Consider the following 26,979-nt stretch of genomic DNA (forward strand, 5'->3'; position numbering starts at 1 on the left):
TAGATGAGCTACGTATTCCTTTTTATTCTGCTTATGCCTGTAAAACTGTTTAAGAAACTGTTTTATAAACCTACGGGCAAAACACTGGTCATTCAAACCGCGAAGATTGGCGATTTCGTCAATATGACACCGTTATTGGCATGGTGTGGTAAAAGTGATGTACTGGTTAGTTCTGTTATCGCACCACTGGCTCAACGCGACAACACAATCGATACACTCTATTTTATTGAACAGAAAAAACAGTCGCTGGCCGCTAAGTTACGCTTTGCGGTTTATCTTATGAACCGCTATGAACATGTATATTTACTGCAACCAAACAGCGTAAATTTATTCTTTGCAGCTGCCTGTAATGCCCCTGACAAACAATTTTTATCTATTTATACACGGCGTTGGTATCACGGGATTTTCTATGCCACAGCAAAAGGCGTGGTTGAACACACCAAAATGTCCCTGACAGTGACAAACTACCTCAAGCTGGCAGACAGGTCGCTAACCTGGCAAGACGCGCCGAAGCATGCCACCAGGCCTCTTTACCAGCCCGCAATTCATGCACCGGAATTCGACGTCAAAGGGGCAGTTAAAATTGGCCTGAGCATTTCTGCTGGTAACAAAGCAAAAACTATTCCGCCGGCTACCTGGGCGCTCATTTTCGATAAACTGGCAGCGATGCCGTGCGTTTATTACATATTTGGAGCCAGTAATGAACAGCCCTGGCTTGATGACCTGATGCGGTATTGTGAGAACAAACCCAACCTCATTAACATGATTGGTCAAATTGCTCTCGAAGATGTGCCATGGGCAATCTCACAAATGGACTGTTACATTGCCTCTGATTCCGGCAATGTTTATATCGCAGATGCAGTAGGCACACCCGTTGTATTGTTATATGGACCTTGCTGCCCTCATGAACAACGCCCATTGGGTAATGTGCTGCTTATTGGCGATGATTCCAATATCAAATCTTTTGTGTTTGAGACACGTTACTACTTTGACAAGCCACGTGAAGAGTTGTTTGCACTGAGTGAAGGTGATTTGGATGCCATTGAGAATTTTGTTGCAGGTTGTACTTCAGATGAACATCACTCACGTTACTCACACTCATGAGTAAAGATATGGCGCCCTTTTTGAGCATCATTATTGCCGCACATAATTGTGAGAAAACATTGCCAGAAACACTGCAAAGTTTACTTGATGCCAGCCGTGCGGTTGCCCATGAAGTGGAAGTTATTCTTGTAAATGATGCTTCATCTGACGGAACACAGGAAATTATTGATAATTTCTCGCCCCTTGGTATATCGGTGTTATCTCTACATGTGGAGTTCTGCAATGTCGGGAGGACTCGCCAGGCCGCTATTGAAAAGGCTTCTGGCAAGTATATTACAATGCTTGACAGTGATGACTTGTTAATCAAAAGTAGTCTGGATGATATTGTTCCTTTCCTCAGAACACACTCTCCCGATATGTTGTTAACCCATCTGGAAGAAATCCGTGATCCGGCGAAAATAACACATTTCTGGCCAGGGGTGTCTCCTGTTGCACTGTCTCAAGATGATACGGTACGGCGCTTTCTGATTCATAAGGACTTCCAGGCGCACCTTATTGGGCAGTTTATTCTTCGTTCTCATTATCTTGCTGAACCAATCGCTCCCATGACGTGCTATGAAGATTTCTTCGTGTTCCCTGCTATAGTCATGCGCTCCCAAAATATCTGGTTTCAAAAGCACGGACATTATTACTATATTAAGCGGGAAAATAGCCTGTCCAATGATCTCGATAATGTTAAAATCCAAAACTTGATTACCTGTACAGAAAAGATGCAAGATGTCTTCCCTGGAAAATTTCATTGTTTAGTTCTTTGCCACTGGCTGGATATTCTGGTTAAACAGAAGCGATGGCTAACAGAAGAGCAAACTAAAGTTGTCTCACGTCAGGTACACTCTCTCTTTTCTTTCAGTTTTTTTCTGTCACCCAATGTCAGGTTCAGCTACAAGAAAAAGGCGCTAAAATATTTATGGAAAAACTGAACAAATCCCTATTGTTTTTGATTTATTTTCTTAGTGTAGCTTCAGTATCGGTTGCACTTATCAGCTCTGGGTACCAGCGAAATCTGTTCTATATTGCTATTTATTGCAGCCTGTTAGGGTTGATACTCAACTTTAAAAGAGTAAAACTTTCCTTTTCCAGCCTCTCTTTCCCAATAATTATATTGGGTCTGGTGAAAATTTGTTGGTATCTTATTTTCCAACAAAAACATGGAGATTTAAACTTCTACAATGACTATCTTGATGGTGGCAAAAAGCTGTTACTGGGCGGTTTTTTAGTATTTTACGCTGAGCAATTTATCAGAGATTTTAAAAACAAACAGTATAAAAATCTGGGGTTAGCGATTCTCTTTTGTGGTTTCGTATCTGCAACTGCTTATGGTTTCTTTCAGGCACTCAACCATATTAACCGGGTAGAAATGGGTATTAATCGCCCGACTATTGCCGCTTATGTCTATTCTACCTTTTCAGTTTTTATTATTTTTGCATTATATACACTACGAAGCAAAATTGGGTACGTTATTGCAGGTGCCACTATTATTGTTTCTTATTGCCTCATAATACTTACTGGCACCCGGGCTGCCATGATTTGTTATTTATTCATGGTGGCGTGCCTTACACTCTATCATTTCAGAAAAATTCATATTAAATCACTTGTTGCCGTCAGTATTCTTGTTGCTATCTGTTTTGTCGCATTATACAAACCCTATATTAAACCCAAAATAGACCAGACTCTGAGTGAGGTCAGCAACTACCAAGAAGGTAACGATAATACATCCCTCGGTGCACGGTTCTCTATGTGGGTGGTAGGTGTACATGCATTTGTAGAACATCCTGTTGGTCAGTCCATGGACACGCGTGCAGATACCACCAAATCCTACGTAAAACAATACCCACACTACCGGTCTTCACTCCATTACCTGAATATTCACCTGCATAATGAGTTTATTGACAGCCTGTCATTACAGGGATTAATGGGCGGGTTATCATTGCTGTTCTTCTACGTGATGCTAATTTACACCGGTATAAAGAAACAGTTGCCTGTTTTATTATTCAGTGCTGGCTTTATGATCTTGTATGGCATTACTGATGTGCTGTTAATCAGTTCGGAAGCTATTCAATTCTATATTGTTATTATTGCGTTAGGGCTGTGTTTCCCTCGAGGAACAGTCAAGCCCGTTCAGCCAGCAGTGAGTTCTCCTTTCAGGATAAAATAGCTCTCCGCTCTACTGATAATCCGCACACTGGCAGTGCGGATTATCACACTACAGGAATATTTCCCGCAGCGGTGATACATGCAGGATCACATTTCCACTTTCCGGCTAGAATAAAACTCCGCCAGTGTCATACCTTGCGTGCGCTCAGAAAGCCAGCCAAACAATTCTTCCAGGTCGTGATACAGCTTATTAATAGATGCTTCATCTTTAAATGTTGGGCTTCCCCCTGGCATAAACTCAGATGAATGCAGCATAAATTCAACATAATCATTCCCTTGTGCAAGGGCGTTACCTGCAACCATTTTCATCGTTTCAAGGTTTTTCCCATCAGGACGTAACCAATAAACCGAAGGACTACGCTGCTTGCCACGCAAGGTGTCATACCCTTGTTTCAGAATATTCAGCCAGGCGGAATGCTTATACTGAATACTCATTGGCACTTCCAGCAACGTAGACCCACCAGCCTGATGTATCTGTTGGGGATCAATAAAATAAGCGCTGGTCGGGAAGTTTCGGTAATTAGTTCCCCCCTGCCCATTTGGTGCACCGGGCGTAAAACGCCAGTCAACCCGTGGTGTAACCGAACAATCCACCTGGTAACCTAACTCAATCAAAAGGCGCGCATACCGTGAATCAAAAGCCCATCGTCCAGCACGATGGCTGAGCATTTTTGTTTGGAATGTATCTTCCAGCAACCGGGTCATAAACAAGACTTTTTCCCGTAAAACTGAATCGGGAAATTCAATAAGATAGGGTTGATAGCGCCAATCATCACCAGTGAGATCATAATCCGGCGGGCTATTCCAGGCGTGCAGGTGCATCCCCACTTCACCTTGCCCGCGAGCAATAACGTCTGAAGCAAATTCTATGTAAGCGGGATCAACTGCCATTTCATAGTTAGTCAGCCAGACGGGTTTAAAACCAAATTTTTCGCAAAGGGACTGAAAGCGCGGAAGAAATTTGGCATTCTCCGTTGTAATTTGACGATGATTTTGCCAAAGGTTATCCCCTTCAGTATCAATGGTAATGATAAAAGCCGGTTTTTTCATAACAGTGCAGGGATCCATTGAAAGTATGTTGCTAATGTTACGCACAAGTGGTGTTCACGCCAACAATACTCGATTGATAGATGTGAATGATAGCCACACCAGGCCACCTCTATTAGAATTGGCACAGGGAAACTACAGAAAGACATTATGAGCACATCGATTTCTTCAATTGTGGGCAAGCCAAATAAACGCATCCTGGTCATTAAACTTCGCCACCATGGCGATATGTTACTGATGTCACCTGTGCTGGAAACCCTCCGGGTCCAGTGGCCTCAAGCAACTATTGATGTTCTGCTATATGAAGAAACACGGGATATGCTCTCGGCATTGCCATCAATTAATCACATCTATGGCATTGATCGAAAATGGAAAAAGTTGGGAACCCGCCAACACCTTGCCAAAGAATGGCAACTACTGAAGCAACTGCGTAATCAGCACTATGATTTAGTACTGAACCTGGCAGACCAATGGCGCAGTGCGGTAGTTACCCGTTTCACTGGCGCTCCAGTACGCATTGGCTTCGGCTTCAACAAACGCAAAGGGCATGTATGGTCTTGCTGCCATACTCAGTTAGCGTCTGTTGCTGAACACCAGAAAATGCACACGGTAGAACAAAACCTGTCCATTTTTACGCCTCTTGCTATTCCCACTGTTAGTGATGTCAAAATGGCTTATTCACCAACCGCCTGGCAGGCAGCAGAGGAAAAACTCAAGGCATTGGGTGTGTTAGCACCGTATATCATTATCCAGCCGACCTCACGTTGGTTTTTTAAGTGCTGGAATGAGAAAAAAATGGCACAGGCTATTAGTGAGCTACAAAAACAAGGCTTTCCCATTATTCTCACCTCCGGCCCTGATAAAAAAGAACGGCAGATGATCGCCGAAATCCTGGCTAACTGCCCTGCTGAAGGTATTTACTCCCTGGCTGGTGAATTAACCCTGCAACAATTGGCCGCATTGATTGACCATGCAAAATTATTTATTGGTGTCGATTCTGTTCCCATGCACATGGCTGCAGCGTTACACACCCCGTGTGTTGCCCTATTTGGCCCTTCCAAACTTCAATTTTGGCGCCCCTGGCAGGTAACAGGAGAAATTATTTGGGCCGGAGATTACGGCTCATTGCCGGACCCTGATGCCATAGATACACACACTAACGAACGCTACCTGGATGCCATCCCTGTTGAGGCGGTTATCAGCGCCGCAAGGAAATACCTCAAATGAAACCATACCGTTTAGCTATAGTCAGGCAAAAATACCGCCCGGATGGTGGTGCTGAACGCTTCGTATCCAGGGCGCTTGAAGCACTGGAAAGCGAAAATCTTGAGCTGAACGTTATCACCCGCGAATGGCAGGGTGAACGCAATGAAAACTGGCATATTCACATTTGCAACCCAGCCAAACTGGGCCGAATCAGCCGTGAACGTGGCTTCGCAAGTGCGGCAAGGGAATTATGGCAGAGGGAAAAATTCGATCTGGTACAAAGCCATGAGCGCATTGCCGGCTGCGATATTTACCGGGCTGGCGATGGAGTGCATCAACGCTGGTTAACTCTTCGCGCACAAACATTACCGGCCTGGCGGCGCACATTATTGATGAACGATCGGTATCACCGTTATGTAATTGAAGCCGAGAGAGCCATGTACCAGGCACCACAATTACGTGCCGTCATTTGTAATGCTGAAATGGTGAAACGGGAGATCATAGAAAATTTTGAATTTCCGGAAGAAAAAATACACGTAATCTATAATGCTATTGATTCCTCCCGGTTTTTACCTGCAACCCCAGCTAAACGCCAGGCATTGCGAGACAGTTTAGCGATTCCTCCTCAGGCGGTCGTGTTGGTTTTTGTCGGGTCTGGATTTGATCGTAAAGGATTAGCAAGTGCTATCAGCGCAATAGCACCAACCAACCGCTATTTGCTCGTTGTTGGGCAAGATAAAAATGAGAAACAGTACCGAAAACTGGCTCAATCATTGGGATGTCTGGAACGCATTCGGTTTATGGGCGTACAAAAACAAACATTACCGTTTTACCAAGCAGCGGACGGATTATTATTACCAACAAAATATGACCCATTCCCCAATGTCATTCTCGAAGCAATGGCGTGTGGCTTACCTGTAATAACCACACCTACATGTGGTGGTTCTGAGTTTATCGTAGAGCAGGAAAGTGGGTTTATTTGTGGTGCACTGGATATCAACCAGCTAACACAAGCTGTAAGTGCGATACCATCATTGAATAACGACAACAAAATGGGGGAACTTGCACGTGTCCGGGTAAAAGATGAGACACCGGCAAGGCTTTCGCAGCAATTAATTAAGCTGTATAGAAACTTACTGGAATGATGATGCGTATCCTGATGATTATTGATGGGCTACCTGGCGGCGGAGCCGAAAAGACAGTACTGACCCTGGCCCGGGGATTACTGGAAATGGGGCACCGCGTCTCCGTTTTTTCACTACGTAAAGTTTGTGATTACACCATTCCTGAAGGTGTTGATTTTCATATTGTCCAGGATACATGCCACACACCATGGCGCAAACTAACTGAATTAAGGCGGCGCGCGCTGTTACTGGATAACGCTTACCAGGAAGCAGAGCGCGATGGCGGTGAATTTGACCTTATCTGCTCCCATTTGCATAAAACAGACCGTATTGTTTCCTATACGAAAGTGATTCCACGCCACAAACTTTGGTTCTGTATCCATGGCATGTTTTCGTTTTCCTATTTGGTTAACAAGCGTGGGTTTTCGCGCTGGCTGAAAATGGCAAAAATTCGCCGGGTTTACCAAGGGGCACAAATTGTAGCTGTTTCTCAGGCCGTACTGGATGATTTGACAGAAAACCTTGCTATAAAACCTCAACGGCAGTGCGTAATTTATAACCCATTTGATATCGCACATATACAGACGCTGGCCCAGCAACCTTGTGAGCTTTCCGGTAAAGAATATTTGATTCATGTTGGGCGTTTTCATGAACTTAAACGCCATGACAGGCTGATACGTGCCTATGCTAAAAGCGGTATTCAGGCACCATTGGTATTAATGGGGAAAGGCTCACCAGACAAAATTGAATACCTTAAAACACTGGCGGTAAATGCAGGTGTGGGCGACAGGGTTCTGTTCAAATCTTTTGAAAGCAACCCTTATCCCTGGATTAAACATGCCAAAGAGCTCGTGTTAAGCTCAGACTGCGAAGGGTTTGGCAATGTACTGGTTGAAGCGATTATCTGCCAGACCCCACCAGTCAGTACCAATTGCCCCGGCGGGCCATCCGAGATTTTGACCGGTGAATTATCCCGGGGGCTGGCGCAAATGAGTGACGCAGCGCTTGCCAGAACTATGCGGGAAATCTGGGAAACGCCCCCCAGAATCAATACAGATACGATTGAGAATTACAGTATTCGAACCATTTGCCAGCACTACCTTACTCTGGCACAACGTTAAATCAGGTATTTTATGCACCACGCTACATGCCCCCAACTCAGTGTTGTGGTCGCCGTCTACAATGGCGCAGCTTTTTTGGAGCAGTTTTTCAAGTGCCTTTCGGCACAAGCTATTGATGATATGGAAATCATCATGGTGAATGATGGTTCAACTGATAACTCAGTAGAGATTATTCACCAGTGGCAGCCGCAATTTGCCAACATGAGAATGATTAATCAGGCAAATCAGGGGGTATCTGTAGCACGTAATACCGGCCTGGCAGAAGCGACTGGGCTTTACTTGTCGTTCCCGGATATTGACGATTACTTTCGCCCGGGTATGTACCGCCGCATGCTGGATATGGCGCAAACAGAAAACCTGGATGTAGTCACTTGTAATGGCAACTACATCTGGGAAAACGACAAAAAACCGAGCCGGCCAATTTTCCCCAAAGACAAATTACAGTCAACGGGTGTACTCACTGGTGCGCAATGGCTAAAACAAGCGCTGGATTCTCGTAAGTTCCTGCACGTTACCTGGCTTAATCTCTATCGCCATGATTTCATTCGCTCGCATAATTTCTCTTTTGAACCCGGTTTGCGCCATCAGGACATTCCCTGGACAACTGAGGTGTTGCTGGCAGCGGAGCGTGTACAGTATACCGATGAGCAATTCTATGATTATTACATTCACTCAGCGTCGGTCTCCCATATGCCGGACAACGATGACACACTGATCCGTTCCGCCCGCCATTACATGAAAATTTTGCAGATGCTGGACGAAATTAACCGGCGCTATCCAGAAAAAGTACAACAGATTCCCGCCTGCCGATGGCAAATAGCCAAAGAAGGGCTGGGTATTCTGCATACCTTCTTCAATATGAAAGACCCAGAAAAACAACGCATGATAGTGCAAGAGTTTTTTGATACAGGCGTATGGAAATTGGTGTGGCGCAACGCACACAGCTTACGGCTGCGCTGGCGGTTGGGGCGGCGCTATTTCCGGCTACGGAAGATTTTGCAGTCGCCAGTCTGATTTGATGTGCGCAGTAACTGAACGTTACCAGGGCTGTTTGCCATAGCAGGCAGCCTTGGTGTTATTTGCAATGACATCAATAAAAATAGCTTTAACCAGGGTAAATGCTTAGAATTTGCCCCGGCAATAAATGAAAACCGGATATTAGTTTGGAATTACTATATACCTTTCTACTCTACCTTATTCAGCCATTTGTTTGGCTAAGGCTTCTGCTGCGAAGTCGTAAAGCCCCGGCCTACCGAACACGCTGGGCCGAACGTTATGGTTTTTGCAGTGGGAAAGTCGCCCCTGAAGGTATCCTGCTGCATTCAGTTTCCGTGGGTGAGACACTGGCAGCCATCCCGCTGGTGCGTGCCCTGCGCCACCGCTACCCAGCCTTACCCATTACCGTTACCACCATGACGCCAACCGGTTCTGAACGGGTTATGTCTGCATTTGGCAAAGATGTCCACCATGTGTACCTGCCCTATGACCTGCCGGGTTCAATGAGCCGTTTTCTGGATACAGTCCGCCCCAAATTGGTCATCGTGATGGAAACAGAGCTATGGCCGAACATGATTTCGGCCCTGCACGCACGCAAAATTCCGCTGGTTGTGGCGAATGCCCGTATGTCGGAACGCTCAGCAAAAGGCTATGGCAAACTTGGTGGCTTTATTCGCAGAGTGCTCGGTAAAATTACTTTGATAGCGGCACAGAACGACGAAGACGGTAACCGTTTTTTGGAGCTTGGCCTTAAACGCAGCCATCTGGCCATTACCGGCAGCCTGAAATTCGATATTTCCGTCACACCAGAACTTGCTGCCAGAGCAGTCACACTGCGCCGCCAGTGGGCACCACGCCGCCAGGTATGGATTGCAACCAGTACCCATGATGGCGAAGAGCAAATTATTCTGGAAGCACATCGTCAATTACTGGCTAGTTTTCCGGACTTACTGCTAATCCTGGTTCCCCGCCATCCGGAACGTTTCCGCGATGCCGAAGAAATGACACAAAAAGCCGGGTTCAGTTACACGTTGCGCAGTAGCGGCGAGATCCCATCGGGCAGTACTCAAGTTGTGATTGGTGACACCATGGGGGAACTGATGCTGCTTTATGGTATTGCGGACCTTGCCTTCGTTGGCGGCAGCCTGGTGGAGCGCGGTGGTCATAACCCACTGGAGCCTGCAGCACATGCAATTCCGGTGCTGATGGGCCCACATACTTTTAACTTTAAAGATATTTGCTCCAGATTACAGCAAGCTGATGGCCTGATAACGGTCACCGATGCTGCATCACTGGTCAAAACTGTCTCCGGGTTGCTGAACGACGAAGATTACCGCCTGTGGTATGGCCGCCATGCAGTGGAAGTGTTGTATCAAAACCAGGGCGCATTACAACGTCTGTTGCAACTTCTTCAACCCTACCTGCCTCAGCGGAGCCACTAATGGCATACCGGTTATCCGTTGTTATGATTGCCCGTAATGCGGCCGATACACTGGAAGAGTGCCTGAAATCAGTAGACTGGGCTGATGAAGTGATTTTACTGGATTCAGGCAGCACGGACGGCACGATGGCAATAGCAACCGCTCATGGTGCTGGTGTGTACTCATCCCCGGATTGGCAAGGCTTTGGCATCCAGCGCCAGCGCGCTCAACGTTACGCCACGGGCGACTATATTTTGATGATCGATACCGATGAGCGTGTTACCCCAGAATTAAAATCTGCTATTCAGTCGGTACTGAGCACCCCACCCGGCGACACGGTTTATGCCATCAACCGGCGTAACTTGTTTTTGGGGCGTTTTATGCGCCACAGCGGTTGGTATCCTGACCGGGTAACCCGCCTGTATGCCCGGGAAAGGTACCAGTACAACGGCAACCAGGTGCATGAATCTCTGGATGCCCCCGGTGCGCCGCAAACCCGGTTACAAGGGGATTTTATTCACCTCACTTGCCGCGACCTGAGTGCATTTCAGGCCAAACAATTACAGTACGCCACAACCTGGGCCCATGAACGGCATCAGCAAGGTAAGCAAACCTCTGTCATCAGTATTTTTACCCATACAATTGGGGCGTTTGCAAAGACGTTACTGTTACGGGGAGGCGTTCTGGATGGGAAACAGGGTTGGATACTTGCGGTTGTTAACGCACAGTATACCTTTAACAAGTATGCTGAATTATGGGCCCTTAACCACGGTTACACGGAAAAACAGCCATGAGTGTACGCGCGATATACCCCGGTACATTTGACCCAATAACCAATGGTCATATCGACATTATTACCCGTGCATCGAGGATGTTCGATACACTGATCCTGGCTATTGCCGCAAGCCCCAGTAAAAAACCACTATTTACACTGGCTGAACGTGAAGCACTGGCAAAAGACGCTACCGCTCATCTGCCCAATATCCAGGTAATGGGGTTCAGTGAGTTAATGGCGGAGTTCGCCCGCCAGCAAAATGCTCAGGTACTGGTGAGGGGAGTTCGCGCCGTGGCTGATTTCGAATATGAAATGCAACTCGCTCATATGAACAGCCACCTGATGCCAGGGCTTGAAAGCATTTTCCTGATGCCCTCACGCGACTGGTCTTTTATCTCATCATCGCTGGTCAAAGAAGTGGCGCTACATCATGGCGATGTCAGTGCTTTTCTGCCTCCCAATGTGCATCAAGCATTGTTAGCGAAGATAAACGCTAACATCACAGCCCCATAAGTGTTTAATGCTGGCAGCGCGGGCACCAAAATGTGGTACGCTGCCCGTGTTTACCGCTTTTAATAGCTGTCCCACACTGGCGACATAATTCTCCTGCACGGCCATAAACTTGCAGTTCCTGAGCAAAATACCCAGGCTTACCGTCTGTCTGCAAAAAATCGCGCAGAGTGGTTCCACCTTGCTCAATTGAGTGAGCCAGTACCGCTTTAATTGACTGAGTAAGGCGTTTCGCCTCATCTGGCGATAACGAGTGTGCCACCCTGTCCGGGTGTATCCCCGCCGCAAAGAGTGATTCACTGGCATAAATATTCCCTACCCCCACCACGAGCTTATTGTCCATCAACCACGGCTTTACCGCGATTTTTTTACTCCGGCTCTTCTGGTACAGGTATTCGGCATTAAAGTCCTCTGTGAGCGGCTCAGGCCCTAAATGCGCTAACACAGGGTGCCCTTCCAGCTCAGTAGCCCATAACCACGCACCAAACCGGCGGGGGTCTGTATAACGCAGGCACTTCCCGTTAGATAAAATGACATCAACGTGGTCATGTTTTTCCGGTGGTACATCCTGTGGTAAAACACGCAAGCTGCCAGACATACCAAGATGAATGATTATCCAACCCGTGGGGAGTTCCAACAGCAGGTACTTCGCCCTGCGCTGCACACTGAGTACAGGCACATCACTCAGGCGATAGATTTCATCGGAAACAGGCCAGCGCAGCCGCCCATTACGCACTTCAACAAATTGAATCGTCGCGCCCACCAAATGGGGCTCAATTCCACGACGGCTAGTTTCAACCTCTGGTAATTCGGGCATGGCTTCCTCTTTGCTCTTTCAGCCTTACCTTGTGGGGGCAAGACCGGATCACAGACGCAGCTGGCAAACAGACATCAACGTGTCGGCCAGTACCATGATGATATGGGGATTGAAGGGGGAAATTCCAGGCATAAAAAAACGGCCCCGAAGGACCGTTTCTCACAAAGCCACTAAAATTATTTAATTTTAGCTTCTTTGTATACAACGTGCTTACGAACAACCGGATCGTATTTGTTCAGTTCCAGTTTTTCGGGTTTAGTACGTTTGTTCTTCGTGGTGGTATAGAAATGACCAGTACCAGCAGAAGAAACCAGCTTGATCTTCTCGCGAACACCTTTAGCCATGATTTAATTCCTCTTAGTACTTCTCGCCACGGGCACGCAGATCAGACAGAACTGATTCGATGCCTTTTTTATCAATTACACGCATACCTTTAGCAGATACACGCAGGGTTACAAAACGCTTCTCGCTCTCTACCCAAAAGCGGTGAGAGTGCAGGTTCGGCAGAAAACGGCGTTTAGTCGCGTTCAGTGCGTGTGAACGGTTGTTACCGGTCACCGGACGCTTGCCAGTAACTTGGCAGACTCGGGACATGTCTATTCTCCAAAAATCAAATTAGCTCGAGCTTCGTAAAGGGTATCGGCAGCCTCGTCAGGCCTGTGCTGGCCTGGTCTTCCGGTTCAATGTGAACTCGTGATGCCAGGCCCAATTGCCAAACCCGAGATTCTCAAAGGTGGCGTAGTATACGCTGACTCAGGGATGTGCTCAAGTCCCGAACAAATAAAGATCCCGGAGGATCGCGTAAATTGCCCTAAATCCACCCTCTTTCTGCGAAAGAAACGGTCTCTCCACGCCCAATAACCAGATGGTCAAGCACACGAATATCCATAAATTGGCAGCTTTCTACCAACCTTTGGGTGATTAACTGGTCAGCGCGGCTGGGTTCGGCCCGGCCCGATGGATGATTATGAGCGAAAATGACACTCGCTGCATTAAGTTTAATGGCCTGGCGCACTACTTCGCGTGGATAAACCTCAACATGAGTCAACGTACCGGAAAACATTCTCTGGTGTTCAATCACCCTGTTATGGTTATCTAAAAACAACACCATAAAAATTTCCCGCTCCTCTGAAGCCAGTTCATTTTGCAAAAACTGCCTGACAACATGCGGATTATTAAGCGTATCCATTTCCGCCAGTTCTGATGAATGAAAACGACAGGCCAGTTCGGTAATCGCGCTCAGTTCGGCATATTTTGCTACTCCGATACCGCCAATTTTGCGAATCTGAACCAACTCAGCACTTAATAACGCTCTGAGAGAACCGAAATGAACCAGCAACTGGTGTGACAGCATCAACACAGGTACTCCGCGCTTCCCGGTACGTAAAAATAGCGCCAAAAGCTCAACATCCGTCAGCGCTTTCGCACCATATTTCATGAGTTTTTCCCGTGGGGGGAGCCTTACCACATACTCCATCACGCCTCCTCTTCCATACCAGCACGTTATTCGGGTGTCACAATGCCACCCACATTTTTCCCCTGCGAGTACCTAACATGCAGGCTGCGAGCCAGTACGCAGAGAATCAAAGGCATCAAAACCTCGTTTGCATGATTTGTGGTAACATGCCGCATCTTGTTTTCATACAGACGGGAACATCACCATGGGCTTGTCCGGTAAAAAAATTGTCCTGGGTATTAGTGGCGGTATCGCTGCCTATAAAACACCTGAACTGGTACGCAGGTTGCGCGATCATGGCGCTGAAGTGCGCGTTGTTATGACAGAAGCAGCAAAAGCGTTCATCACTCCACTGACTCTGCAGGCCGTTTCCGGGCACCCGGTATCCGAAAGCTTGCTCGATACCGCGGCAGAAGCTGCAATGGGGCATATTGAGCTGGGCAAATGGGCAGACCTGGTGATTCTGGCTCCAGCCACGGCGGATTTAATTGCCCGGGTGGCGGCTGGCATGGCAAATGACCTGGTCAGCACGATGTGCCTGGCAACACCCGCACCTGTTGCGGTCGTTCCAGCCATGAACCAACAAATGTTCAGAGCCACGGCTACCCAGCAAAATATTGAACGCCTGGCCGAACGTGGGTTACTTATTTGGGGCCCGGACAGCGGTAGCCAGGCCTGTGGCGACGTTGGGCCCGGCAGAATGCTTGACCCACTGGTGATTGTTGAAATGGCAGAGCAACATTTCGGCCACAGCCAGGACCTGAAAGATCTGAATATTATGATAACGGCAGGCCCGACACGTGAACCGCTGGATCCCGTAAGGTATATTACCAATCACAGTTCCGGGAAAATGGGCTTCGCTCTGGCTGATGCCGCTGCGAAAAGAGGTGCCAACGTTACTCTGGTCTGCGGCCCGGTATCGCTCCCTACTCCACAAGGCGTGCTGCGTGTTGATGTCACAACAGCCCTGGAAATGAACGCGATTGTGCAGCAATCAGTTCAAAAACAAGCGATTTTCATTGGCTGTGCCGCCGTTGCCGATTTCCGCGCCGAACAAATCGCACCAGAAAAAATAAAAAAACAAAGCGATGAAGACGGGTTGATCATAAAAATGGTAAAAAATCCGGATATCATTGCCGGTGTAGCCGGGTTAACGGAAAACCGCCCTTATGTTGTCGGATTTGCGGCTGAAACAAGTAATGTGGAAGAATACGCCCGGCAAAAACAAACCCGCAAACACCTGGATTTAATCTGCGCAAATGACGTTTCTGTAGCAGGCCAGGGGTTTAATAGTGATATGAATGCATTGCACCTCTTCTGGCAAGATGGGGATAAAGCGCTGGCTTTAACCAGCAAAACCCAGCTTGGTCAATTGTTACTGGACGAGATCATTACCCGTTATGATGAAAAAAATCGACGTTAAGATTCTGGACCCGCGTGTTGGCCAGCAGTTCCCTTTGCCAACTTACGCCACCTCTGGCTCCGCCGGGCTCGATCTGCGCGCCTGTCTTGATGAGGCTTTCGACCTCGCCCCCGGCCAAACCACACTGGTGCCGACAGGGCTGGCTATCCATATTGCAGACCCTTCGCTGGCAGCGGTAATTTTACCGCGCTCAGGGCTTGGCCATAAACACGGTGTCGTGCTGGGTAACCTGGTTGGTCTGATTGATTCAGATTATCAGGGGCAGTTAATGGTATCGGTATGGAACCGTGGGCAAACTACTTTTACTGTTGAACCTGGTGAACGCCTGGCGCAGATGGTCTTTGTACCGGTCGTACAGGCTGAATTTAATATCGTTGATGACTTTGCCGCTACGGATCGTGGCGAAGGTGGTTTTGGCCATTCTGGCCGCCAATAATAATCCAGGGACAGCCCCGCCAGACATCAGTTATTCGATGATGGCCCCGCAGGTAAATGAGCCTGCGGGTCAGGGTTGATGTGTGGGCATTACCTGGTCATTGCTTATTTCAGGGGTATTTTAGATCATGGCAGAAAAACAAACGGCGAAAAGGAATCGTCGCGACGAAATACTGCAGGCGCTGGCTCAAATGCTTGAATCAAGTGATGGCAGCCAACGAATTACCACAGCAAAACTGGCTGCCACGGTGGGTGTCTCTGAAGCCGCACTTTACCGCCATTTTCCCAGCAAAACGCGCATGTTCGATAGCCTTATCGAATTTATTGAAGACAGCCTTATCACGCGTATCAACCTGATATTGAAAGATGAAAAGGATACCACTGCGCGTTTAAGGCTGATTGTGCTGCTTATTTTGGGGTTTGGTGAACGTAATCCAGGGTTAACCCGTATTCTTACTGGCCATGCATTAATGTTTGAACAAGACCGGCTACAGGGGCGGATTAATCAACTGTTTGAACGTATTGAAGCCCAACTGCGCCAAGTGATGCGTGAACGGAAAATGCGTGAAGGCGAAAGCTACACCGTGGATGAAACGCTGTTAGCCAGCCAGTTACTGGCATTTTGCGAAGGTATGCTGTCACGCTTTGTGCGCAGCGAATTTCGTTACCACCCAACAGACGATTTCGAAGCACGCTGGCCGTTGCTGGCCGCACAGCTGAACTAAAAAAAGGGCCCTGAAGGCCCTTTGAGCCTGATGACAAACCTCATGTCCGCACAGAACGAGAGAATGTCACCCTATAAAAACCAGGAAAATCAATTCATTGATTTTCGGCTGCTAACTAAAAAGAAGGAAAAACCACGTTTTTTCCTTCTTTTTCATCAATCTGAGGGCCCTGAAGGCCCTTTTTTGCTAATGCGGTTTACACCCCGTATTGTTCGCGATATTCACGAACCGACGCCAGGTGCTGAGCCATTTCTGGTTTTTCTTCCAACCAACTGATGACGTCTTTCAAGGTAATAATAGAAATCACTTTACAGTGGTAATCACGTTCCACTTCCTGAATAGCGGAAATATCACTGCGCCCACGTTCCTGGCGGTCCAGTGATATCAGTACCCCGGCAAGAGAAGCCCCATTCGCCTGAATAATTTCCATAGACTCACGAATAGCCGTTCCCGCAGTTATCACATCGTCCACCAGCATCACCCGGCCTTGCAGCGGGCTACCAACCAGGTTCCCGCCTTCACCATGGTCTTTTGCTTCTTTGCGGTTAAAGCAGTAAGGCACATCCTGCTCGTGGTGTTCCGCGAGTGCCACGGCCGTTGTTGTCGCAATTGGGATCCCTTTATAAGCTGGCCCAAACAGCAGGTCAAAATCAATGCCGGAATCCACCAGTGCTTCGGCATAGAAGCGCCCCAAAAGCGCCAGATCACGCCCGGTATTAAACAGCCCGGCATTGAAAAAATAGGGGCTAATGCGCCCGGATTTCAGGGTAAACTCACCAAATTTCAATACCTGCTTGTTAAGCGCAAATTCAATAAACTGGCGCTGATACGGTTTCATGGATTCGCTCCTTACTGTGGCAATTCTGTTCATACGCGTGGCGAGGACATGGCTGTTACAACAATGCGCCAACCCGCCAGCAAAAAAAAGGCGACTCACAGGCCGCCTAAAAATTAATTTTCTAACGCCGCCTTCTGCGACGCGATGATAGATTCGATTCCACCGCGAGCCAAAGCCAGCAACGTGAGGAGTTCTTCATGGCTGAACGGCTCGCCTTCGGCTGTGCCCTGCACTTCAATCATGCGCCCGTCTTCCATCATGACCACGTTCATGTCAGTTTCAGCAGCAGAATCTTCCACATACTCCAGGTCACAAACCGCTTCACCGTTCACGATACCCACCGATACCGCAGCAACCATCCCTTTCATTGGGTTAGCTTTCAGTTTGCCATTTGCCACCATCGCGTTGAGGGCATCGGCCAGCGCTACACAGGCGCCAGAAATAGAGGCAGTACGTGTTCCGCCATCCGCCTGCAGGACATCGCAGTCCAGCGTAATGGTGTATTCACCCAAGGCTTTCAGGTCTACTGCTGCACGCAATGCGCGGGCGATAAGGCGCTGGATTTCCATAGTGCGCCCACCCTGCTTGCCTTTGGCTGCTTCACGCGCATTGCGAGTGTGGGTTGCGCGCGGCAACATACCGTATTCTGCGGTTACCCAACCCTGGCCCTGGCCTTTCAGAAAGCGGGGAACACCTTCCTCTACCGTGGCGGTACACAGTACTTTGGTATCGCCGAATGCCACCAGAACAGCGCCTTCGGCATGTTTGGTGTAATGGCGAGTAAGAGTGACGGGGCGTACTTGTGTGTTACTACGGCCTGCTGGACGCATGAGTCTTCTCCGGTCAGAAACGAATGTGGCTGCGCATTATACGGTCTTCGCGACCTTATTCCTATCCTGATGGAGGCAGGCTGGCTATAATCCCTTCATCCATTTATAAAATTGGTTACTGATATGATCCGTAGCATGACCGCCTACGCCCGGCGTGAAATTAAAGGCGAATGGGGCTCAGCCTCCTGGGAACTGCGTTCGGTCAACCAGCGCTACCTCGAAACATACCTGCGTCTTCCGGAACAATTTCGCAGTCTTGAACCCGTGGTGCGCGAACGTATTCGTGCACGCCTGACCCGTGGCAAAATCGAATGTACCTTGCGTTTTGAGCCAGATAGCCACGCCCAAAGTGAGCTGATTCTCAATGAGGAACTGGCTAAACAACTGGTGCAGGCCGGTAACTGGGTAAAAATGCAGAGTGATGAAGGTGAAATCAACCCACTGGATATTCTGCGCTGGCCAGGCGTGATGTCTGCCAAAGAACAGGATCTTGATGCCATTACCAGTGAAATCATGGGTGGGCTGGAATCCGCACTGGATGACTTTATCGTTGCCCGTGAAACCGAAGGCCAGGCGCTTAAAGCCTTAATTGAGCAACGCCTGGAAGGTGTCAGCACGGAAGTCAGCAAAGTACGTGCGCAAATGCCGGATATTCTGAAATGGCAGCGTGAACGCCTGGTGAGCAAACTGGACGAAGCGTCTGTTCAGTTAGAAAACAACCGTCTTGAGCAGGAACTGGTTCTGATGGCACAGCGGATTGATGTGGCGGAAGAGCTGGATCGCCTGGATGCCCACGTTAAAGAAACCTACAACATCCTGAAGAAGAAAGAAGCGGTTGGCCGCCGACTGGACTTTATGATGCAGGAATTCAACCGTGAGTCGAATACGCTGGCATCAAAATCTATCAATGCCGAAGTGACCAACTCAGCCATTGAGTTGAAAGTGTTAATCGAGCAGATGCGCGAGCAGATCCAGAACATCGAGTAACACCCCAGCTAAAAAAGAAGCCCATATCGCTATGGGCTTCTTTATTTAAGCTAATGGCAAACGCAGGGCTACCCGGCGATTGCCATGCCAACTGTCATATGCAGGCCATAAAACACACCACGGCTAATCAGTTCACCTGCCAGCACCAGTACAAACGCCAGTGACAATACAGGCACTGCGGGGTAATACCCTTTTAGCTGTGGTACCACCCAACACACCAGCGCGGCGGCCAGCAGCACCAGGCTCCATGCCATCAGTGCTCCATATTGCGGAACTAACGCCTGAGCTTGTTGCACGGAACTGTGAATCGTTGCCAGTTCGCTCCCCTGCATTACCGCCACCACAGCACTACCCAGCAAAGCGACCAGGGAAACAGCAGGTAACACACGCATTCCCCAACCTTCAACACCTGCCACACGCAGCAGCAGGTAGCCAAGTAACGGTCCACCCATCAACATAGTCAGGAAAAAGCGCAACCCAGTCCATATCGTGTACCAGGTTGGCACTGTGTCTATCGTGTTGTAAACCCTTGCCATCATCCAGACGAAAATCACGCCCAGCACCATGGTTACCACCAGCCATAATGCGCGCAGCGGCTGGGAAAGCTTATTCACGACCGCCAGTAACCAGCCAATACCACCAACGGCAAAAAAGAGTGAGCCGCTGGCTATTTCGTTACTCAGGGCCGAAGATCCAACCCGGTTTAATGAGTTAAACGCCCGCATAGGCGAACCCAGGTGCATCATGGAGGCAATAAAACCTATTCCCATAAAGATCCACAACCCCAGCATCACGAGGGTGACCCTCTTTTGCTGCTCTGCACTGGGTTTGGCCCACAACAACATCAGAGCCATAACAATAAATCCACCCACCACACACTGCCCCAGCACGGTAAACAGCATCAGTGGCCATTCACTCCATCCGTTACCCATTTCACACCTCCTTCGGGTTTGCCAGATAACCGCTGGTATCACCTTCTGGGCGGCTGTTGGCGTTGGGTTTTATGACAATACTCGGTTTTGTGAAATGTGCAGACGGCAACGGTGCAACTGCCGCCAGCTCACCATGTTTTTTGCGCAGTTCTTCGATTGGCCCAAAGTCCAGCGCCCTGAGTGGGCAGGATTCAACACAAATCGGCTTTTTGCCTTCTGCAACACGAGAGTAGCAACCATCACACTTGGTCATGTGCCCTTTAGCCGCGTTATATTGCGGCGCACCATAAGGACATGCCATATGGCAGTAACGGCAGCCAATACATACATCTTCATTGACCACGACAAAGCCATCTTCCCGCTTGTGCATTGCGCCACTGGGGCACACCTTCGTACAGGCCGGATCCTCGCAATGGTTACAGGCGATGGATAAATAGTAAGCGAACACATTTTGGTGCCACACACCATTATCTTCTTGCCAGTCACCTCCCGCGTATTCATAAATGCGACGGAAACTCACATCCGGCGTTAAGTCTTTGTAATCTTTACAGGCCAGTTCACAGGTTTTGCAACCGGTGCACCGGCTGGAATCAATAAAAAATCCATACTGGGTTGTCATCGGTTACTCCTTACAACTTTTCAACCTGAACGAGGTTGGTGTGTGACGGGTTGCCTTTTGCCAGTGGTGACGGGCGTTGGGTTGTCAGTACGTTGATGCTGCCAGCCTGATCGACCCGTTGGGTATCCGGGGAATACCAGGCTCCCTCACCCAGGGCGACAACACCCGGTAAAATACGTGGTGTCACTTTTGCCTCAATGTGAACCTCTCCCCGGCCATTAAAAATCCGCACGCGATCACCGTTGGCAATGCCGCGAGCCTTAGCATCCATGGGGTTAATCCACATCTCCTGGCGGCAGGCGGCTTTTAAAACGTCCACATTGCCGTAAGTTGAGTGTGTGCGGGCTTTGTAATGAAAACCGGTTAATTGCAATGGCCACTGTTTTGCTAATGGGTCGTCATAGTTTTCAAACCCGGCACTGTAAACAGGTAGCGGGTCGACCACATCGTCTTTATCCAGTTGCCAGGTCGCGGCAATCTCAGCCAGTTGCGCGGAGTAAATTTCAATTTTCCCGGAAGGTGTGGTGAGCGGGTTGGCTGCAGGGTCATCACGGAAAGCTTTGTATGCAACGTGGTGCCCTTCAGGATCGCGCTGTTTAAAAATACCCTGTTCACGAAAGGCTTCGAAAGACGGCAAATCAGGAATCGCTTTACGAGATAACTCATGAAGATGGCGCATCCACCCTTCCTGAGTACGCCCTTCGGTGAATTTCTCTTCCACACCCAGGCGTTTTGCCAGTGCGCTGGTCATCTCATAAATGGTTTTGCATTCAAAACGCGGCTTAATGACCTGGTCATTAAAAATCACATAGGACATATTCCCGCAAGAGGCATCCAGCGCGAAGTCCATCTGTTCTGAGGCTGTGCAATCAGGCAATAAAATATCGGCATATTTTGCCGAAGCGGTCATATGGCAATCAATGACCACAATCATTTCACACTTTTTGTCATCCTGAAGAATTTCGTGAGTGCGGTTAATTTGCGAGTGCTGGTTCACCAGGCAGTTACCGGCATAGTTCCAAATCATTTTGATGGGAACATCCAGTTTGTCTTTCCCACGAACCCCATCGCGTGTCGCTGTCATTTCAGGGCCGCGCTCAATGGCATCAGTCCACATAAACATTGAAATGCTGGTTTGTACCGGGTTATCCAGTGTTGGCATCCGTTCGAACGGCACTTCATAAGACCCTTCGCGTGCACCACTGTTACCCCCGGAAATACCCACGTTCCCGGTCAAAATCGGCAGCATGGCAATAGCCCGGGAAGCCAGTTCCCCATTGGAGTGGCGCTGCGGCCCCCACCCTTGAGAAATAAATGCTGGTTTTACTGAACCGATCTCACGGGCCAGTTGAATGATTCGGGAAGCAGGAATACCAGTGATGGGCGCAGCCCAGTCAGGTGTTTTCGCCACACCGTCTTTACCCTGCCCCAGAATATAAGCTTTGTAATGGCTATTCGCTGGCGCACCGGCTGGCAGTGTTGTTTCATCATAGCCAACACAATATTTATCGAGGAATGCCTGATCGACGAGGTTCTCAGTAATCAAAACCCAGGCAATTGCTGCGGCCAGCGCACCATCAGTACCAGGCCGGATAGGGATCCATTCATCTTCGCGCCCGGCACCGGTGTCGTTATAACGCGGGTCGATAATAATCATGCGCGCATTGGATTTCTGGCGGGCCTGTTCAATGTAGTAGGTAACCCCGCCGCCGCTCATCCGCGTTTCGCCTGGATTATTACCAAACAACACGACCAGTTTGCTGTTTTCGATGTCAGACGGGCTGTTACCATCTGCCCAGCCACCGTAGGTGTAATTCAACCCGGCAGCGATTTGGGCTGTTGAGTAGTCTCCATAATGATTCAGGTAGCCACCCACACAATTCATCAGGCGGGCAATCAGGGTTTTTCCTGGTGGCCAGGAGCGGGTCATCGTGCCGCCCAACGTCCCGGTACCATAATTAAGGTAGATAGATTCGTTACCGTAGTCTTTAATCAGGCGCTGCGTGTTGCTGGCGATAATGTCATAAGCTTCATCCCAGCTAATGCGCTCAAACTTCCCTTCGCCCCGTTTTCCCACACGCTTCATGGGGTATTTCAGCCGGTCAGGATTATAAACCCGACGGCGCATAGAGCGGCCACGCAGGCAGGCCCGCACCTGGTGTAAACCATCATAATCATCATTGCCGGTGTTATCTGTTTCCACATAACGGATTTCACCGTTAACAACATGCATGCGTAGCGGGCAACGGCTACCACAGTTAACGGTACAGGCACTCCAGATTACCTTTTCCTGAGAGCCTGCCGGGGCAATCGCATCTGCGGCACAAACCAGCCGGGAAAATGGCAAAGAAAACGCGCTGCCAGCCAGTGCCAGGCCACCAATCGCGGTTCCCTTCATTAAGCCTCGTCGGCTGACTTCTGCTTCCAGCAAAGCATCGGGTGTTTTATGGCTCATAAATACTCACCTTGCTTATTTTCGTCATCGATTCAACCCAAGCGCTATATAATTATGTATATAACGTTTTGAATTGTCAGTTTATTTTCATTCTTATCAAGGTGAGTATTACGCTGCCCAGAGAATCAAGAGTTTGCTTCGTATCAATCAAAAAGCTAAAACTTGCAGATAGGGTATATTTCTGAGATCCAGGACAAAAAGTCTGTTGTGAAAAAGATGAAAAAAAAATCACAAAATTAATAATGAATATCATTCGCAATTATTTTTAAAGCTATTCAAAGTCTGGCTGGCAATGTTGCCAAAGACTGATTCTGGGGGATGGAGCAATCTGAAAACACATCTCCTTTATCAGTCAATCTGTAAGTCAAACCTGTAAATTTCCTGTAACTCATTCAACCAGAGCCCTGTTATCAGGCATGCATTCATAATGTCTGCCAATTTATGGAAAAAAATCACCAAAATATTTGGTCAAATATGACATCGCCCTGTGTGGGTGGGATTCGTAAAATCTCCCTCGTTTTCTGACAGGTGTGAACGTCAGCTATCTTTATATTTCCAAAAAGGAATCCTTCATGTCTCATCCGATCATTGCCGACTTAACCAAACGCTACACCGCAAAACGCTATGATGCGCAGAAAAAAATTTCCACCGCGGATATGGAAATTATCAAAGAAGCCCTGCGCCTTTCTGCTTCATCGATAAACTCACAGCCCTGGAAATTCATTGTGATAGAGAGTGATGCGGCCAAACAGCGGTTGCATGATACTTTCGATAAAAAATATCAATTCAATCAACCCCATGCGAAAACGGCTTCCCACACAATTTTATTGGCTTACAACCCGGAATTTACGTTAGATGATTACCGTAAAGTCACTGATGTAGAAGTATCATCGGGTCATTTACCTGCAGACCGCTATGAAAGTTTCCTGCACGGTGCCTTCACTTTCGCCGAAGCGAATACTGACGAAAAAGGTTTTAATGGTAACTGGACTAAAGCACAAACTTATATCGCGCTGGGGAATCTTCTGCATGTTTTAGCACGAATGGGGATTGACTCAACGCCAATGGAAGGTGTTGACAAAGAACGTATTGGAGACGTTTTCAAAAATGAATTAGAGGGTTATGTGTGCGAAGTTGCCGTAGCAATGGGCTATCATTTAGACAGTGATGATTACAATTATGGTTTGCCCAAAGCACGCCTGCCAATGTCAGATATTCTGACGGTTATCTAAAAGCACAGGCTGATGGTAACCAGTATGAGTACTCCTGATGAACGAATGGTACAACATACAAATATTGTCACGGCAGCAAAACGAGCTGGGGTACGAAAAATTGTCTGCTCCAGTATTCAGGGGCGGAAAAGGTACAGTTTCCTCCCTGTTGTGCTGAGTAGCAGAAAAATATATTCAGGAATCAGGCCTTGAATGGGTTATTGGCCGTAATGGTATATATATATAGAACCCGATATTGAATACATTGCCAGCTACCAGGAGATCGGCGCAGTAAAAAATAGCGCTGGCAATGTCGTTGGCGGTATGGCGGTATGGCGGTATATACAAAAACATTAAATATGGTGCACTGGAAAAAACCAACCACTTTCGTAACGCATCAGGAAGAGATCATATTTCATGGGAAGATTACTTCAATAGATATAAAAAGTAAGCACTACCAATATTTATAAATACTGGGAAATGGAATTGCCACATCATCACATTAAGCAATTCCATTTCCTGGCGTTATCATTGATAATGAAATAACACATTTCCGGATAATTGTGCTACAATCAAGGTACTATTCGCCGCCTGAGAATGCCATGTCAATTAGCCAACAACTCTCCCTTTTTCTGGATATAGTACGCCAGGGTTCATTCAGCAAAGCTGCTTCATTACACAATATGGATAACTCTGCATTATCAAAACAAATAAAGAAACTAGAAGAGAGTTTAGGCGTACAGTTGATTAACCGTTCTACTCGAGCTATAGCACTTACTGCTGTCGGGGATGAAATATTCAAGCAAGCCATTATATTGGAAGAAACCCTTCACAATATTCAATATATTGCCAAAACACACCAAACCAATCCCAGCGGAAATATTAAAATCACTGCACCCAGTTTTTTTGGGCAAAAATATCTTCAGCCAGTCATTGATGGGTTTATTAACAAATATCCCAATGTTAATATCACTCTTTTTCTTGATGACAGGCGCGCTGATATTATTGCTGATAAATATGATTTAGCCATTCGCATTGGTAAACTTATAGATTCTAATTTAATCGCTAAAAAAATTGCAAAAACACAGTTTATACTTATTGCCTCAAAATCATTCCTGGAAAAATATGGTAATCCCACAACACCATCAGAGCTGGTTTCACTGCCTGCAGTAATTTATTCAAATGGTAATATTACACTGGATAAATTGATGATCGGTAGTACACCGGGCGGGAAAGAGTTACTTAACCTGACAATGAAAGGGCACTTCAAAGTTAACGATATAAAAATCCTGGTCAATTCAGTCAGTCGGGGGGTTGGTTACGGTCTGATTGATTTATTTGGGCTGGAAGATTCTCTGGAAGCATCCGGGCTGATTCAATTACTGCCAGAGTATAAAGTCTCTACTATGGACACAGGAATCTATGCTATTTACCCAAACAGAAATCACAATATCTTAGTCGATGACTTTATTGCACTGCTTATGAACCATTTAGGCGGCAGACCATTCTGGTTAGACTATCTGGATATCAATTAACCCTGAGTTTTTTGTTGGGTTTTCCCAGTCATACATCAGGCTTCACCCCATAATAATAGTTACATTTTTGTCATAAAAACCCATGCACTAACATCGCCTTTTTATCCGTGCTTTTGTTATCATCCCTCTCTTGCTGGTTGCGATAAATAAAAAAATACCCGCACAGTCTACCCTGTCCCTTGCCATATTGACGGCTCGTTTTGATAAACGCAGCTATCATGTCTATCACCTCACATGACAATAAAAGTTTATTATTTGTTGATATAAAAGGAAAAATATGGACTGGGAAACTTGGCGCTTTGTTATCGGTGTCACGCTGCCAAACCTGCTTCTACTGCTCGCGGGCGTCATCTTGCGCCGTTCTGGGTTGATGAACGATACATTTATTGATGGTGCCTCAAAAATTGTCTTTGTTGTTGCACTACCTTGCTTACTGTTTTTCAGTATTGCTACACAGAAAATTTCGCTGGCTCAAAATTTGCCCCTGGCACTGTACGGCCTGATGGGGACGACATTATCCTGGCTGCTACTGGAGCTTGTTGCGCCTTTATTAGTCAAAGAACGCAAGGAGAGAGGCATCTTCGTTCAAGGGGGGTTTCGTGCCAATACAGCGATTGTCGGCCTGGCTTATGCGTCAATGGCCTATGGGAAAGCAGGTATAGCTATTGGCTCATTGTACATGGCGACAACAGTTATTCTGTTTAACCTTTTATCTGTGATTTCATTGACCCGCAGCCTGCAAGGTAATGGTAAAAAAGCCCCTTCACCCGTTTCTATTCTGCAGGGTGTTATTAAAAACCCGCTGATTATCAGCCTGGTGGCAGGTTTAGCCTGGAACGCGACAGGGTTCACTATCCCTCATCCGATTACCCAAACCGGTGAGCTAATTTCGGCAACAGCATTGCCGCTGGCAATGATGTGCGCCGGTGCCTCACTGGACCTGCGTAGTATGTTTAGATCATCCAATACAGCTTTATATGCCACCCTTGCGCGTGTCGCGGTAGTTCCTGCAGGGTTAACTTTCGGTGGGTGGCTGTGTGGCTTTGAAGGAACAACACTGGGCGTTATCTTTCTGTTTTCTGCTACACCTGCCGCTGCCGCCAGTTACGTTATGACACGAGCAATGGGTGGGAATGCCGTACTTGCCGCCAATATTATTGGGCTGACAATGGTTGGTTCCATTGTCACAACATCGCTGGGACTGTTTATTTTAAGAAGCCTGAACCTGAGTTAACCGGGTTCTTTCAACCAAAAGTGT

At 47.7% G+C, this 26,979-nt stretch carries 27 protein-coding genes; 17 read left to right on the forward strand and 10 right to left on the reverse strand.

Annotation, left to right across the window (positions count from 1 at the left end; genetic code table 11):
* Positions 1–3 precede the first annotated feature (3 nt).
* The 3 genes from LC084_RS20660 to LC084_RS20670 are packed head-to-tail and all read left to right on the forward strand — an operon-like array spanning position 4 to position 3,259.
* Positions 4–1,104 (forward strand): glycosyltransferase family 9 protein, encoded by a 1,101-nt coding sequence (locus tag LC084_RS20660; protein WP_226573595.1) that lies wholly within the window; start codon positions 4–6, stop codon positions 1,102–1,104.
* Positions 1,101–2,024, forward strand: a complete 924-nt coding sequence (locus tag LC084_RS20665; RefSeq protein ID WP_226573597.1) for a glycosyltransferase family 2 protein — start codon at positions 1,101–1,103, stop codon at positions 2,022–2,024. Before LC084_RS20660 ends, LC084_RS20665 begins: the two co-directional genes overlap by 4 nt.
* A complete protein-coding gene (locus LC084_RS20670; protein WP_226573599.1) occupies positions 2,012–3,259 on the forward strand; it encodes an O-antigen ligase family protein in 1,248 nt (415 codons plus the stop codon). Before LC084_RS20665 ends, LC084_RS20670 begins: the two co-directional genes overlap by 13 nt.
* Before the next feature lie 86 nt (positions 3,260–3,345).
* On the opposite strand, the gene LC084_RS20675 is transcribed toward LC084_RS20670, so the two are convergent.
* A complete protein-coding gene (locus LC084_RS20675; protein ID WP_226573601.1) occupies positions 3,346–4,308 on the reverse strand; it encodes a polysaccharide deacetylase family protein in 963 nt (320 codons plus the stop codon).
* 147 nt (positions 4,309–4,455) lie between these two features.
* Between LC084_RS20675 and rfaQ the strand changes: the two genes are divergently transcribed.
* From rfaQ to coaD, 7 genes are all read left to right on the forward strand, one after another.
* The gene (rfaQ, locus tag LC084_RS20680) at positions 4,456–5,532 is read left to right on the forward strand and encodes a putative lipopolysaccharide heptosyltransferase III (RefSeq protein ID WP_226573603.1); all 1,077 of its coding nucleotides are present in this window, start codon (positions 4,456–4,458) and stop codon (positions 5,530–5,532) included.
* On the forward strand, positions 5,529–6,656 hold the full coding sequence (locus tag LC084_RS20685) for a glycosyltransferase family 4 protein (protein ID WP_226573606.1): 1,128 nt from the start codon (positions 5,529–5,531) through the stop codon (positions 6,654–6,656). The genes rfaQ and LC084_RS20685 overlap by 4 nt, the downstream gene beginning before the upstream one ends.
* Before the next feature lie 2 nt (positions 6,657–6,658).
* On the forward strand, positions 6,659–7,756 hold the full coding sequence (locus LC084_RS20690) for a glycosyltransferase (RefSeq protein ID WP_226573720.1): 1,098 nt from the start codon (positions 6,659–6,661) through the stop codon (positions 7,754–7,756).
* 12 nt (positions 7,757–7,768) lie between these two features.
* Positions 7,769–8,770 carry a glycosyltransferase gene (locus LC084_RS20695; RefSeq protein ID WP_226573608.1) on the forward strand — a complete coding sequence of 334 codons (1,002 nt, stop codon included), beginning with the start codon at positions 7,769–7,771 and terminating at the stop codon, positions 8,768–8,770.
* A 149-nt stretch (positions 8,771–8,919) separates the two neighbouring features.
* Positions 8,920–10,194, forward strand: coding sequence for a lipid IV(A) 3-deoxy-D-manno-octulosonic acid transferase (gene waaA, locus LC084_RS20700; protein WP_226573610.1), 1,275 nt, complete (start codon positions 8,920–8,922; stop codon positions 10,192–10,194).
* Positions 10,194–10,967, forward strand: a complete 774-nt coding sequence (locus LC084_RS20705; protein ID WP_226573611.1) for a glycosyltransferase family 2 protein — start codon at positions 10,194–10,196, stop codon at positions 10,965–10,967. Before waaA ends, LC084_RS20705 begins: the two co-directional genes overlap by 1 nt.
* The gene (gene coaD / locus LC084_RS20710; RefSeq protein ID WP_226573613.1) at positions 10,964–11,461 is read left to right on the forward strand and encodes a pantetheine-phosphate adenylyltransferase; all 498 of its coding nucleotides are present in this window, start codon (positions 10,964–10,966) and stop codon (positions 11,459–11,461) included. The genes LC084_RS20705 and coaD overlap by 4 nt, the downstream gene beginning before the upstream one ends.
* A gap of 4 nt (positions 11,462–11,465) precedes the next feature.
* Here the strand turns inward: coaD and mutM are convergent, their stop codons facing one another.
* The 4 genes from mutM to radC form a co-directional block, all read right to left on the reverse strand.
* Positions 11,466–12,275: a bifunctional DNA-formamidopyrimidine glycosylase/DNA-(apurinic or apyrimidinic site) lyase gene (gene mutM / locus LC084_RS20715; RefSeq protein ID WP_226573616.1), complete on the reverse strand. Its 810-nt coding sequence runs from the start codon at positions 12,273–12,275 to the stop codon at positions 11,466–11,468.
* A gap of 176 nt (positions 12,276–12,451) precedes the next feature.
* Positions 12,452–12,619: a 50S ribosomal protein L33 gene (gene rpmG / locus LC084_RS20720; protein ID WP_036115707.1), complete on the reverse strand. Its 168-nt coding sequence runs from the start codon at positions 12,617–12,619 to the stop codon at positions 12,452–12,454.
* 13 nt (positions 12,620–12,632) lie between these two features.
* On the reverse strand, positions 12,633–12,869 hold the full coding sequence (gene rpmB, locus LC084_RS20725) for a 50S ribosomal protein L28 (RefSeq protein WP_036115703.1): 237 nt from the start codon (positions 12,867–12,869) through the stop codon (positions 12,633–12,635).
* 217 nt (positions 12,870–13,086) lie between these two features.
* Positions 13,087–13,752: a RadC family protein gene (gene radC, locus LC084_RS20730; protein WP_226573618.1), complete on the reverse strand. Its 666-nt coding sequence runs from the start codon at positions 13,750–13,752 to the stop codon at positions 13,087–13,089.
* Positions 13,753–13,936: 184 nt separating this feature from the next.
* On the opposite strand from radC, the gene coaBC reads away from it, so the two are divergent.
* The 3 genes from coaBC (at position 13,937) to slmA (ending at position 16,314) form a co-directional block, all read left to right on the forward strand.
* Entirely contained in the window at positions 13,937–15,154 is a 1,218-nt protein-coding gene (coaBC, locus tag LC084_RS20735) for a bifunctional phosphopantothenoylcysteine decarboxylase/phosphopantothenate--cysteine ligase CoaBC (RefSeq protein ID WP_226573620.1), read from the forward strand.
* A complete protein-coding gene (dut, locus tag LC084_RS20740) occupies positions 15,132–15,590 on the forward strand; it encodes a dUTP diphosphatase (RefSeq protein ID WP_226573622.1) in 459 nt (152 codons plus the stop codon). The genes coaBC and dut overlap by 23 nt, the downstream gene beginning before the upstream one ends.
* Before the next feature lie 127 nt (positions 15,591–15,717).
* Positions 15,718–16,314, forward strand: coding sequence for a nucleoid occlusion factor SlmA (gene slmA / locus LC084_RS20745; protein ID WP_036115693.1), 597 nt, complete (start codon positions 15,718–15,720; stop codon positions 16,312–16,314).
* 196 nt (positions 16,315–16,510) lie between these two features.
* Here slmA and pyrE read toward each other — a convergent pair whose 3' ends face one another.
* A complete protein-coding gene (pyrE, locus tag LC084_RS20750; RefSeq protein WP_226573624.1) occupies positions 16,511–17,152 on the reverse strand; it encodes an orotate phosphoribosyltransferase in 642 nt (213 codons plus the stop codon).
* A gap of 113 nt (positions 17,153–17,265) precedes the next feature.
* A complete protein-coding gene (rph, locus tag LC084_RS20755; RefSeq protein ID WP_226573626.1) occupies positions 17,266–17,982 on the reverse strand; it encodes a ribonuclease PH in 717 nt (238 codons plus the stop codon).
* Positions 17,983–18,105: 123 nt separating this feature from the next.
* On the opposite strand from rph, the gene LC084_RS20760 reads away from it, so the two are divergent.
* Positions 18,106–18,969, forward strand: a complete 864-nt coding sequence (locus LC084_RS20760) for a YicC/YloC family endoribonuclease (protein WP_226573628.1) — start codon at positions 18,106–18,108, stop codon at positions 18,967–18,969.
* 68 nt (positions 18,970–19,037) lie between these two features.
* Here the strand turns inward: LC084_RS20760 and LC084_RS20765 are convergent, their stop codons facing one another.
* Genes LC084_RS20765 through dmsA form a run of 3 tightly spaced genes read right to left on the reverse strand, consistent with a single transcriptional unit; the run spans position 19,038 to position 22,975 of the window.
* A complete protein-coding gene (locus LC084_RS20765; RefSeq protein WP_226573631.1) occupies positions 19,038–19,901 on the reverse strand; it encodes a dimethyl sulfoxide reductase anchor subunit family protein in 864 nt (287 codons plus the stop codon).
* A gap of 1 nt (position 19,902) precedes the next feature.
* Positions 19,903–20,520 (reverse strand): DMSO/selenate family reductase complex B subunit, encoded by a 618-nt coding sequence (locus tag LC084_RS20770; RefSeq protein ID WP_226573634.1) that lies wholly within the window; start codon positions 20,518–20,520, stop codon positions 19,903–19,905.
* Positions 20,521–20,530: 10 nt separating this feature from the next.
* Entirely contained in the window at positions 20,531–22,975 is a 2,445-nt protein-coding gene (gene dmsA, locus LC084_RS20775; protein WP_226573636.1) for a dimethylsulfoxide reductase subunit A, read from the reverse strand.
* A 572-nt stretch (positions 22,976–23,547) separates the two neighbouring features.
* Between dmsA and LC084_RS20780 the strand changes: the two genes are divergently transcribed.
* From LC084_RS20780 to LC084_RS20790, 3 genes are all read left to right on the forward strand, one after another.
* A complete protein-coding gene (locus LC084_RS20780) occupies positions 23,548–24,207 on the forward strand; it encodes an NAD(P)H-dependent oxidoreductase (protein WP_226573639.1) in 660 nt (219 codons plus the stop codon).
* Positions 24,208–24,788: 581 nt separating this feature from the next.
* Positions 24,789–25,721 (forward strand): LysR family transcriptional regulator, encoded by a 933-nt coding sequence (locus tag LC084_RS20785; protein WP_226573642.1) that lies wholly within the window; start codon positions 24,789–24,791, stop codon positions 25,719–25,721.
* A gap of 277 nt (positions 25,722–25,998) precedes the next feature.
* A complete protein-coding gene (locus tag LC084_RS20790; RefSeq protein ID WP_226573645.1) occupies positions 25,999–26,955 on the forward strand; it encodes an AEC family transporter in 957 nt (318 codons plus the stop codon).
* The last annotated feature ends 24 nt before the right edge of the window (positions 26,956–26,979 follow it).

It is taken from the genome of Mangrovibacter yixingensis (assembly GCF_020523985.1).
Lineage (GTDB): Bacteria > Pseudomonadota > Gammaproteobacteria > Enterobacterales > Enterobacteriaceae > Mangrovibacter > Mangrovibacter yixingensis.